Source organism: Arenibacter flavimaris, assembly GCF_030291335.1.
Lineage (GTDB): Bacteria > Bacteroidota > Bacteroidia > Flavobacteriales > Flavobacteriaceae > Arenibacter.
This window is the reverse complement of sequence record NZ_JASWIM010000019.1, coordinates 55,914-66,201: the sequence shown is the minus strand read 5'-3', so window position 1 is coordinate 66,201 and position 10,288 is coordinate 55,914. Positions and strand designations below refer to the sequence as shown.

12 protein-coding genes are annotated in these 10,288 nt (G+C 40.7%); 9 read left to right on the top strand and 3 right to left on the bottom strand.

What is annotated here, in order from left to right:
- The first annotated feature begins 36 nt into the window (after window positions 1-36).
- From QSE00_RS14745 to QSE00_RS14740, 3 genes are read left to right on the top strand one after another with little or no spacing between them, the layout of a single operon-like run.
- The gene (locus tag QSE00_RS14745) at window positions 37-177 is read left to right on the top strand and encodes a hypothetical protein (RefSeq protein WP_181422865.1); all 141 of its coding nucleotides are present in this window, start codon (window positions 37-39) and stop codon (window positions 175-177) included.
- 41 nt (window positions 178-218) lie between these two features.
- Window positions 219-380 (top strand): lmo0937 family membrane protein, encoded by a 162-nt coding sequence (locus QSE00_RS25235; protein WP_353477477.1) that lies wholly within the window; start codon window positions 219-221, stop codon window positions 378-380.
- Window positions 381-405: 25 nt separating this feature from the next.
- On the top strand, window positions 406-1,437 hold the full coding sequence (locus QSE00_RS14740; RefSeq protein ID WP_110356366.1) for a helix-turn-helix domain-containing protein: 1,032 nt from the start codon (window positions 406-408) through the stop codon (window positions 1,435-1,437).
- A 225-nt stretch (window positions 1,438-1,662) separates the two neighbouring features.
- Here the strand turns inward: QSE00_RS14740 and QSE00_RS14735 are convergent, their stop codons facing one another.
- From QSE00_RS14735 to QSE00_RS14725, 3 genes are all read right to left on the bottom strand, one after another.
- Window positions 1,663-2,154 (bottom strand): Dps family protein, encoded by a 492-nt coding sequence (locus tag QSE00_RS14735; RefSeq protein ID WP_286106536.1) that lies wholly within the window; start codon window positions 2,152-2,154, stop codon window positions 1,663-1,665.
- A 198-nt stretch (window positions 2,155-2,352) separates the two neighbouring features.
- Window positions 2,353-2,478 (bottom strand): hypothetical protein, encoded by a 126-nt coding sequence (locus QSE00_RS14730; protein ID WP_286106535.1) that lies wholly within the window; start codon window positions 2,476-2,478, stop codon window positions 2,353-2,355.
- An 18-nt stretch (window positions 2,479-2,496) separates the two neighbouring features.
- Window positions 2,497-4,068: an AsmA family protein gene (locus tag QSE00_RS14725; RefSeq protein WP_286106534.1), complete on the bottom strand. Its 1,572-nt coding sequence runs from the start codon at window positions 4,066-4,068 to the stop codon at window positions 2,497-2,499.
- A gap of 194 nt (window positions 4,069-4,262) precedes the next feature.
- On the opposite strand from QSE00_RS14725, the gene QSE00_RS14720 reads away from it, so the two are divergent.
- The 6 genes from QSE00_RS14720 (at window position 4,263) to QSE00_RS14695 (ending at window position 10,284) form a co-directional block, all read left to right on the top strand.
- Window positions 4,263-4,733 carry a hypothetical protein gene (locus QSE00_RS14720; protein ID WP_110356363.1) on the top strand — a complete coding sequence of 157 codons (471 nt, stop codon included), beginning with the start codon at window positions 4,263-4,265 and terminating at the stop codon, window positions 4,731-4,733.
- Between the two features lie 223 nt (window positions 4,734-4,956).
- Window positions 4,957-5,700: an SDR family NAD(P)-dependent oxidoreductase gene (locus QSE00_RS14715; protein WP_286106533.1), complete on the top strand. Its 744-nt coding sequence runs from the start codon at window positions 4,957-4,959 to the stop codon at window positions 5,698-5,700.
- Window positions 5,701-5,750: 50 nt separating this feature from the next.
- Entirely contained in the window at window positions 5,751-6,539 is a 789-nt protein-coding gene (locus tag QSE00_RS14710) for an SDR family NAD(P)-dependent oxidoreductase (RefSeq protein ID WP_286106532.1), read from the top strand.
- A gap of 57 nt (window positions 6,540-6,596) precedes the next feature.
- Complete coding sequence (locus QSE00_RS14705) at window positions 6,597-7,931, top strand: enoyl-CoA hydratase-related protein (protein WP_286106531.1); 1,335 nt, start codon at window positions 6,597-6,599, stop codon at window positions 7,929-7,931.
- An 86-nt stretch (window positions 7,932-8,017) separates the two neighbouring features.
- Complete coding sequence (locus tag QSE00_RS14700) at window positions 8,018-9,196, top strand: acyl-CoA dehydrogenase family protein (protein ID WP_286106530.1); 1,179 nt, start codon at window positions 8,018-8,020, stop codon at window positions 9,194-9,196.
- Between the two features lie 5 nt (window positions 9,197-9,201).
- Window positions 9,202-10,284 carry a phosphotransferase family protein gene (locus QSE00_RS14695; protein WP_286106529.1) on the top strand — a complete coding sequence of 361 codons (1,083 nt, stop codon included), beginning with the start codon at window positions 9,202-9,204 and terminating at the stop codon, window positions 10,282-10,284.
- The last annotated feature ends 4 nt before the right edge of the window (window positions 10,285-10,288 follow it).

Here is a 10,288-nt window from a genome sequence, read left to right as displayed (position 1 = left end):
TAAGAACTATAAACAAGAACTATAAACACAACCAACATGAAAAAGACATCAGAACCATATCAACTCAATTCAAAAATCGGAAAAAGCTGGACTTTGGATTCCATGGACAACAAAAATTATGACCTCCCGGATAATTTCATCATGGGTATGACCAATGGCAAATCAGAATCAAACTGAGATAGATATCCATTTAATCGGTAAGACCAAGTGGCTTAATTATGATAAAAAAGAAAATGTCCAAAATATTGATAATCGCAGCAATACTATTGCTCTTTCTATGGGCCATTGGCTTTTTTATAGTAAACGTAGGCATTTTAATACACCTGCTCCTCCTACTTGCTGTGGTACTATTTATTGCTAGGGTAATAAGAGACAAATAAAGTAATAATTCTAAAATACGGAAACATGAAAATTGTATATCTTAAAACGAACAACATAGCCAACATATTTAATCAGTTACAACAAGACTTGGGGGGAACGTTAAAAATTCGCCCACAGGAGTACAATTTAGAACTTGACAATAATTTGGTCAGCGGTGTCATAAGCGGAGTTTCCTTTAAGAACAATATTTCCTTTATGGAATATGACATTGTCTTTAAGGAAGATATGCTTCTCATCAATAATATGCCAATTACCAACCCTATTCACTTTATGTACTGTGCCAAGGGAAAAATTAGTCATAGTTTCGGTATCAAAGGAGAAAAAAGACTTCTGAACCAATTCCAAACAGGAATCTTTTCCAGTGACCCTAGCAAGGCCACGACCTTGTTCTTTAGGAAAAATGAAGTGGTTAAGCTTTCCAATATAATGGTAGACACCCATGAAGTTGCCCAAGATGATGATGATACCGACCTACTGAGAAATCAGTTACTTAGAACATTTATGCCCAAATCAGGACAGAACATTTTTGCCTACACCGGTTCCTATAATCTTAAAATAGCCGAAAAAATGCAGCAGTTAGGGGCCATCACCCAAAAAGGACTGGTTCGAAACCTATTGATAAAAGGTATTGTGCACGTTATTTTGGCCATGGAAATCCAACAACACAAGGAAGATAAAAAGAAAGCAAAAAATAATTTCGGTTCCTTGACCAAAGATGAAATGGATGATATAAAAGAGCTGTCCAATTTTATTAAGAACTATCCGGAAATTCAATATAGCCTGAAATATCTTAGCAACAAATCCGGTCTTTCACCAGCAAAACTACAGGAAGGTTTTAAACTGCTATTCGATAGAACGGTAACTGATTACATTAGGAATGTAAGGGTGGAGACCGCAGAACACCTTATTAAAACTTCCGACCTCAACATTTCAGAAATAGTATATAGTGTTGGCCTAACTAGCAGAAGCTACTTCTCCAAAATATTCAAAGAAAAATACAGTTGTAGTCCTAAACATTATCAGGACCATCAAAATTCGTTAGCTGTTACAGCCTGATATATTTAATAAGTTTATTTACACAACCAGTCTTTAGACTGGTTTTTTTGTTTTAACACATAGATCCCAACCCACACATCCCATTTGACTCACCAATTCCCATCATCACTGGCTACGGAATATTAATTACTGCATGTTCGAGACTGCGCTTAAACTCCCATATTTTACAAAAAAACGGCAGGATAAATTCCCGCCGTTTCTCAATAATTTAAAAAGTCCAATCGCCTATTTAAAGGTCTTGAGGGAAGCCCTTAACATCCAGGACATTTGCTCATGTAATTGCATGATTCCGGTTATAAAATCGGCGGTACCCTCGTCATTGTGCTCCTCCGCATTTTCACTGATACTTTTTCTAATGAACTTGATAATTGTCTCATGATCTTCCAATAAAACTTCCATAAAACTGGAACTATCGTTCTTTTTGGGGCTTTCATCCTTCAAATGTGATAGTTTTAAAAATTCGTTCAAAGTCCCGGGAGAATAAAACCCCAACATGCGGATTCTCTCGGCAACCTGGTCTACAATTTTCTCTATCTTATTGTATTCTTCCTCAAAAAAAACGTGTTTGGTATGAAAGTCTATTCCCTCTACATTCCAATGTGCATTCCGCAATTTGGTATATAGCAAATACTCATCTGCCAAAAGTTTGCCCAGCATTGCCACTACGGCTTTTCTATTGTCTTTTTTTATTCCGATAGTTGCTTGTGTTGTTTCCATAATACTTAACTGTTTTTATTTTTTGTTAATACCTACAAGTTAATGGGCTTTCACCAGAAACCTTGATGCTAACGATTATTTCATTTGCTCTATTTGGGCAAGGTTTATAGGAATCCGATTAACATGGAACAAAGAACAAAAATCCATTGCCATAAGGTAGCTTTAGAGTCCTTACTTGAAAAGGAATAGCGAGGCATTCTACAGTGCTTTTAATGCCTGTTTCAAGATAGGATTGCAGTCCGAAGAGAGAAAGAGAAGGAGAGCGTGTATATGATCCAAAAAAGTAGCCCCTATTTCTGGATCTCCCATCCAATTTTTAGCCATGGTTATTTTTGTTAAAAATTAATCTTTTTCCCCATCACCGGTAAGTGTATTTACCATCCCGTCCATTACATTGAGCCACAAATAATTAAAGAAAGATTTGGTTTTATCCCTCTCTGCATATATTTCCCCATATCTATAGCCCATTTTATCTGATTTGGAACCATCATTGGTAAATATATTCCCTACGAAAGTCAATAATTTGTTCACTCCCATCCTATCCTTTTTAAGGACCGTAAAACGAAAATCCTCATAGCTCATTTTCATATCCCCACTGGCACTAACCGCATCGCCACTAAGCGTAAAATACAGCTCTTCTACATCGCCCTCGGCCTCCGCACGAAGATTGGACCTCAGAAATTGATTAATACTTTTAGACTTAAAATTGGTAACCACGCCAGACACAAAAAATGGATCGTTTCCCACTTTGGAATCAAAATTCCATGTTAGTTCTATCGGAGCTTCGCCCATCAGTTTTGCCTTGGCCATAATCTCGGTCTTTTCTTCATTTTCATAAATATTGGAAACATTGCTCATTGAAGCCTTAAGATCGGAAAATACAATCTCTCCCGGAACCGTTCCAGTTTTCACCAATTCCGAATAGGCTATATATCCATCCTTGATCCTAACCTCGGAAATATTTAAATCTATCGGCAACTCGCGTAACATTTGGCTGTACAGTTTTTTTTGTTCAAAATCATCCTGTACAAGCTTATCGCGATAGATTTGCATTTTTGGGTTTTGGATGACGACCGATTTGGTATCCAGGAAAAAACGTTCGGCCCTAAATCCGAAATCCATGTTCACCAGCCGGACCTTAGGGATTTCCAAATCGATGTAATCATGTTCTTTATCCAATTTTTTGGAGAGAGTTCTCTTGTTATACTTGGACTTCAAAGATAAATTGCTCAATTGCAACACCCTCTTATCGATGTTGGCACCACTTAGGCTAAGCGCTTCATAGGGTCCAAGGTCAGCATACACCTTTCCTGTATTCAATTTGTAATCTCCATAGGAAAATGGGATTTTATGAGTTACCGTTTCCTTGTCCAGTTGTAGATTTTCCAGAGACAAATTGAAGTTTTCCACTGTAAATTTTATGGTGTTTGTCTCATTTTGAATATTCACGATTTCACCGTCCTCAATTTCCAAATGGTCCAAAACAAAAACCTTCTCTGTTCCAGTCTCCAAAGGCTTATCTGAAGTAATTTTGTTGGTCGTATTATCGTTATAATAACGCACCTTGGGGTTAAGCAACTTTATTTTATCGGCCCCAATAGTGTTTCCCAAAATATAATTGTAATAGCCAAAGCCTTCCATGCCTATGCTTTCCAAATGCATTTCCTTATGTTCATTACCAGCGTTCCTATTACTTATATCCAAGGTAACATCGGTTATTAGCAAGGAACCTGTAAGTAGGTTTACTTCTATTTTATCATATACCAAATGAATGTGGTCTGGTATTTTTTTATTCAGGAGATTCTCCACATATCTCTTGGCGCTAAATTGCAGGACGGCAAATAAAAGTAGCATAAGGGCCATTGCAATAGCGATGATCCAAACTATTTTGTTTTTTGGTTTGCGGTCGGCCATAATCAGTTGGAGAGTTAAAAACTATTATTCCCAAAGTTCGGTCTTACAGTTTTAATTAATGACCCAACAAAATTAAATATTGACTTTTTCCAAAGTCGGTCCCTTTCAATATCAATGGAGTTATAATTTGTTTTGATGGGGACAATGGGAAATCCTCAACATATTTAATCTTGTAAAAAATAAATTTCAAAATCATGAAAAAAATACTGAGTATTTTAACAGTTATATCTATGACCATAGCAGCGGCCAATGCCCAATCAGTTGCCAAAAACGCCCTAGGTCTAAGGCTCGGGGACAATGACGGATTTGGAGGGGAAGTGTCCTATCAAAGAGCTATATCCAATAACAACAGGCTCGAATTTGACCTAGGTTGGCGCGATTCCAACAATGTTGACGCCTTTAAATTGGTCGGACTCTATCAGTGGGTAATGCCTATTGAAGGTTTGTTTAACTGGTATGTTGGTGCAGGTGCGGGAATTGGCTCCTTCGATTCCCCTGGTGGAGACGGTGCCTTTGCCCTTATTGCCGGAGATATAGGTATAGAATGTAATTTTGATTTTCCTCTTTTGCTGTCCTTGGACATACGCCCAGAGTTGGGTTTTAACGATAGTTATTCCGATGATCTGGATTTGGATATCGCTTTGGGTATCAGGTACCAGTTCTAAAACAATTGAAATAAAAGATAGCATTTACCCTAGTATCAATTTTCTTGATTTCTAGGGTATTTTGGTTCTATAGCCACATATGGCCTACCAATACTTTTAATTCCCATGTTGGTAATAGGGGGGTCTTAAGCTTTCCAGTTCCAATAATACTTGTTACTTCATTAGAGTTTGTCTCCAAAGTTTTTTAAATTACTGAATTAAAATCGGTCAAACTTTTATAAAAATGAAAAAACTGGAAGGACAGCTCGTAATCGTTACGGGTGGAGCAAGAGGCATTGGTGAAGGAATCTGCAAGGTATTTTGCAATGAAGGCGCCACGGTCGCCTTATGGGATGTATTACAAGATGGGCAACAAACCGCAAAAGTAATTGCGGACTCCGGTGGAAAAATATTTTATCAAAAAGTAGATGTTACCGACCAAGAATCTGTAGACAGAGCGGTTGCCAAGATTATTGAAGAATATGGTAGAATTGATGTTCTGATCAATAACGCAGGTATTATCCGTGACCGTTCTATCCTAAAAATGAGTCGTGAGGAATGGGATCAGGTAATGCGTGTCAATGTAGATTCGCTTTACATTACTGCTAAATCCGTAGTACCCCACATGAAAGTAGCCAATTATGGACGTATAATTTCAGCATCGTCCATAAATGCCTTTCATGGCGCTTTTGGGCAAACCAACTACAGTGCCAGTAAGGCAGCCATAGTAGGCTTTACACATTCGCTTTGTAGGGAAGTTGGCAAATACAACATAACGGTAAATGCCGTTGCCCCTGGCTTTATTAAAACTGAAATGACGGATTCAATGCCAGAGGATGTTATACAGGCAGGGATTTCGATGATTCCCGTAGGCCGGATCGGCACCCCGGAAGATATGGGACACGCCTATTTGTTTCTGGCATCAAAAGAAGCAGGATTTATAAGTGGCCATACCCTACATGCCAATGGTGGTGCCATGCCTGTTTAATGTATGCCCATACCTTTATGATATAATAAGAACTCCAATAAAACAAGTAGATGCAAACAAGAATAAAACAAAAATTCGATCTAAGGAACAAAGTGGCCATTGTAACGGGTGCCAGCAAAGGCATAGGTGCATCTATTGCCAGAGGGCTAGCCGAATACGGTGCCAAGGTGGTGATTAGTTCCCGTAGCCAGGAAGCGGTTGATGAAGTAGCCAACAATTTGAATGCGGAAGGCTTCGACACCTTGGGAATAGCCTGCCATGTTGGTGATGAAACCCAATTAAAGGAACTGGTGGAAGAAACGGTAAATGCTTACGGAGGCGTGGATATTCTTGTGAACAATGCCGCTACCAATCCGTTTTATGGCCCCTTGGATACTATGGAAAATGCTTTATTTGACAAAATAATGGATATAAATGCCAAGGCCCCTTTTCTATTGGCCAACCTTTGTTATCCCATTATGAAAAAAAACGGAGGCGGGAGTATCATCAATATTGCTTCAGTTGAAGGAATGAAACCGAGTGCTGGATTGGGGCTGTACAGCGTTAGTAAGGCGGCTTTAATTATGTTGACAAAATCACAGGCCGTGGAATGGGGCAAATTTGGTATCCGTTCCAACGCAATTTGTCCAGGACTTATCAAAACCAAATTTAGTTCTGCCCTATGGCAAAACGAAAAAATATTGGACCAAGTAACACGCCATTTACCGGCAGGAAGAATGGCCGTTCCGGATGAAATGGCCGGCCTGGCCTGTTTTTTGGCTTCCGAGGCATCCAGTTATTGTACCGGGTCGATTTTTACAGCCGACGGGGGCCACATGATCGCTGGAGGGTTCAATTAGCAATCAGGCCAGAGCCCTGCAAACACCAAACAATTTAATTAGACAAAAACCAACCAAATGGCAGAAGAAAAACCAATCAATGAGGCTTATTCCACAGAAATTCCACAGTTATCGGATCTGACCCGTTACCAAGGAAAGGAATTGGGGGTATCCAATTGGATGACCATAACCCAGGATATGATCGACACCTTTGCCAAAACAACAGACGATAATCAATGGATTCATATAGACCCTGAAAAATCCGCCAAGTATTCTCCTTATAAAAAAACGGTGGCACATGGCTTTCTAGTACTGTCACTGGCCTCAAAATTTTGTTTTGAAACCCTCAGGATCAAGGATATTGCGATGGGAGTAAATTATGGATTGGACAAAGTAAGGTTCATGAATGCCACCCCTGTAGGCGCCTTGTTAAGGGCCCGAGTGTCTTTAATGGAATTCAACCCTTTTCAAGGTGGGGCCAAATACAAATTGAAGCTTGTATTTGAGCTTAAGGGCGAAGAGAAACCGGCATGTGTAGCCGAATTTATTGCCCAAGCCTATTCAAACTCCAAGAACGGGAAAGCAGATCCCGCAACCCACAAAGACGCACCTAGAAAAATTGAAAGCAAGATCAATGAGAGTGTTCTTTTTGAAAAGGAAAGCGATATCGGAATCATTACCCTTAACAGGCCTTCAAGATACAATGCGGTTACGGACGATGTGGTACAAGGAATCACCCAGGCCATGAACCTAATCCGAAAAGATGACGACATACGTGCCGTGGTCATTACGGGAGCCGGCAAGGGGTTTTGTGCAGGTGCGGATATGGCTGTCTTTGGTCAGATTACACCCGAGGAAGGGAGGGCATATATTACCAGTACTTACCAACCACTGATGCGCACGCTTTTTACACTTCGCAAACCTATTATCGGGGCCATTAACGGCACTGCGGCCGGTGTAGGTGCTTCCTTGGCCCTTGCGTGCGATTTAAGGGTAATGTCCGAAAGCAGTGCTCTGTTATATGCTTTTATCAATATTGGACTTGGCCCCGACGGTGGCGGAAGTTGGCTATTGGCAAGACAGGTCGGATATAGCAAGGCATTGCAAATAGCCGTGGAAGGCAAAAAAATAATGGCAAAGGAATGTTTAGACCTTGGCCTCACCAATAAGTTGGTACAAGGCGACTCGGATTTGCTTAAAACGGCCAAAGCCTGGGCCCATGAATTGGCCAAACGCCCTACCCTAGCCCTTGGCGTCACCAAAGAGGATATGTTCTATGCCATGGGACACGATTTGTACGACACCATTGCTTATGAAGCTGAAAAGCAAGTGGCCACCTTTGGAAGTAGCGATTTTAAGGAAGGTGTCAACGCCTTTTTGGAAAAACGTCCCGCTAAATTTACAGGTAAATAATACTGTTTGTAAATATTGATACCCAATCCCACAGGTTTTCCAAACTCATTTCACATAAAGACCGGAACCTGTAAAAAACAGAATAGATGAATTTCACCGAAATTAAAAATAGGATAAAGTCCTTTGTTCAGGATGAATTATTTCCTTTGGAACCCTGGATTTTAAATTGCAGCTGGGATGAAAAATTACCAAAGCTCAATGAACTGCGCCAAAAAGTAAAGGCCTTGGGGCTTTGGCTACCTCAGATTCCTAAGGAATACGGCGGATTGGGACTCACCAATTCCCAGCATGGGGAAATCAGCGAGATTTTGGGCGCCAGTCCCTACGGACATTATTGTTTTAATTGTCAGGCCCCTGATGCGGGCAACATGGAGATATTGATCGAATTCGGAACCGAGGAACAAAAAGAAACATACCTCCAACCTCTTCTAGCAGGAGATATTAGAAGTTGTTTCGCTATGACCGAACCCAATTTTGCGGGCTCCAATCCGGTAAATATGGGTACACTGGCCTTCAAAAAAGAAGGTCACTATGAAATAAACGGTCATAAATGGTTTACTTCAGGTTTTGACGGGGCTGCCTTTGCCATTGTAATGTTGATAACCAATCCAGAAGCGGCAGAAGTGCATAAAAAAGCAAGTCAAGTTATTGTCCCCACCAATGCCTCAGGTCTGGAGTTTATAAGAAATATTCCCGTTATGGGTCATCCGGGAAGTGGTTGGGAGAGCCATTCAGAAATTAAATTCCATAATACAAAAGTGCCATTGAGCAATGTTCTGGGGGCCGATGGTGACGGGTTTACCATAGCCCAAAAAAGGTTGGGACCGGGGCGTATCCACCATTGCATGCGATGGATGGGGATATGTGAACGCTCTTTTGACCTAATGTGCCAACGCGCCCTATCAAGGGAATTGGCATATGGAAAAACATTGGCCGATAAACAGACCGTTCAAAACTGGATTGCCGAATCCCGGGCCGAAATTAATGCCGCCCGATTGCTAATCCAGGATGCTGCACAAAAAATTGATACACAGGGCGCCTATAAAACCCGAAAGGAAATTTCCATCATTAAATTTTACTGTGCCAACGTGCTCCAAAAAGTAGTGGACCGTGCCATTCAAGTCCATGGCGCCTTGGGCCTTACAGACGATACTATTTTAGCTTTTTACTACAGGCACGAACGCGCTGCCCGTATTTATGACGGTGCAGACGAGGTGCACAAAAGCAGCTTGGCCAGACAAATTTTAAAAGAATACAGAATTTAAAAGCTATGTTGAACACTTGGAACGATAAACCTACGACCGTCCGCGATGGGGAAGAATTGCCAGTGGATATTTTACAATCCTATTTGCAACAATTCTTTACCAACAAAGGCGATTTAAAAATAACCCAATTTCCCAGTGGCTATTCCAACCTCACCTATTTGTTACAATGGGGAAATACGGAATATGTATTGCGAAGACCACCTATCGGGGCCAATATAAAATCCGGTCACGATATGAAGCGTGAATACGACATTTTAACGGCTTTAAAACCCAACTACGGTAAAGTGCCTGATCCCAAACATTACTGCCAGGATGAAACCATTTTAGGTTGCCCCTTCTACCTGATGGAACGGGTGGAGGGCGTTATTTTAAGGGCCAACATGCCAACTGAAATGACCCCTTCCCCAGCACTGATGCAAGGCATATCGAACAGTTTTGTAGACACATTTGTACACCTTCACCAGCTCAATGTAAACGATATTGGATTGGGTGATTTTGGTAAGCCCGAAGGGTATATGCAACGTCAAATTGGAGGTTGGACCAAACGATATTTCAAATCCAAAACCGATGAAATACCCAGAATTGAAGCTGCAGCCCAATGGCTGGGTGGGAATATGCCCAAGGAACCTACAAACTATTCCTTGATCCATAACGATTTTAAATACGACAATTTGGTGCTGGATTCACAAGATTGGACCAAAGTAAATGCGGTCTTGGATTGGGAAATGGCCACGATTGGTAATCCCTTGATGGATCTGGGGACTACCTTGGGATATTGGGTAAATCCCAATGACCCAGATTTTATGAAGCAATTAAATCTTACCCCGTCCCATTTGCCCGGTAACCTTTCCCGTGAGGAAGTGGTACATCTGTACAGTCTAAAAAGTGGCCAAGTAGTAGGCCCAATTATTTTTTATTATGTCTATGGATTGTTCAAGATAGCAGTGATTGTTCAACAAATATACTTCCGATACAAAAAAGGATTTACACAGGACCCCCGATTTGAAAAACTAATTGACGGGGTAAAACTACTTGGTGAAATAGCAAATCAGGCCATATCTAAAAAAAGATTGGACAATTTATTTTAGTTTA

Excerpts from the sequence above, each read along its gene's own strand:
- QSE00_RS14720 (WP_110356363.1), top strand. The coding sequence starts at position 4,263 with ATGAAAAAAATACTGAGTATTTTAACAGTTATATCTATGACCATAGCA.
- QSE00_RS14710 (WP_286106532.1), top strand. The coding sequence starts at position 5,751 with ATGCAAACAAGAATAAAACAAAAATTCGATCTAAGGAACAAAGTGGCC.
- QSE00_RS14745 (WP_181422865.1), top strand. The coding sequence starts at position 37 with ATGAAAAAGACATCAGAACCATATCAACTCAATTCAAAAATCGGAAAA.
- QSE00_RS14715 (WP_286106533.1), top strand. The coding sequence starts at position 4,957 with ATGAAAAAACTGGAAGGACAGCTCGTAATCGTTACGGGTGGAGCAAGA.
- QSE00_RS14725 (WP_286106534.1), bottom strand. The coding sequence starts at position 4,068 with ATGGCCGACCGCAAACCAAAAAACAAAATAGTTTGGATCATCGCTATT.
- QSE00_RS14705 (WP_286106531.1), top strand. The coding sequence starts at position 6,597 with ATGGCAGAAGAAAAACCAATCAATGAGGCTTATTCCACAGAAATTCCA.
- QSE00_RS14700 (WP_286106530.1), top strand. The coding sequence starts at position 8,018 with ATGAATTTCACCGAAATTAAAAATAGGATAAAGTCCTTTGTTCAGGAT.
- QSE00_RS14735 (WP_286106536.1), bottom strand. The coding sequence starts at position 2,154 with ATGGAAACAACACAAGCAACTATCGGAATAAAAAAAGACAATAGAAAA.
- QSE00_RS14695 (WP_286106529.1), top strand. The coding sequence starts at position 9,202 with ATGTTGAACACTTGGAACGATAAACCTACGACCGTCCGCGATGGGGAA.
- QSE00_RS25235 (WP_353477477.1), top strand. The coding sequence starts at position 219 with ATGATAAAAAAGAAAATGTCCAAAATATTGATAATCGCAGCAATACTA.
- QSE00_RS14730 (WP_286106535.1), bottom strand. The coding sequence starts at position 2,478 with ATGGCTAAAAATTGGATGGGAGATCCAGAAATAGGGGCTACTTTTTTG.
- QSE00_RS14740 (WP_110356366.1), top strand. The coding sequence starts at position 406 with ATGAAAATTGTATATCTTAAAACGAACAACATAGCCAACATATTTAAT.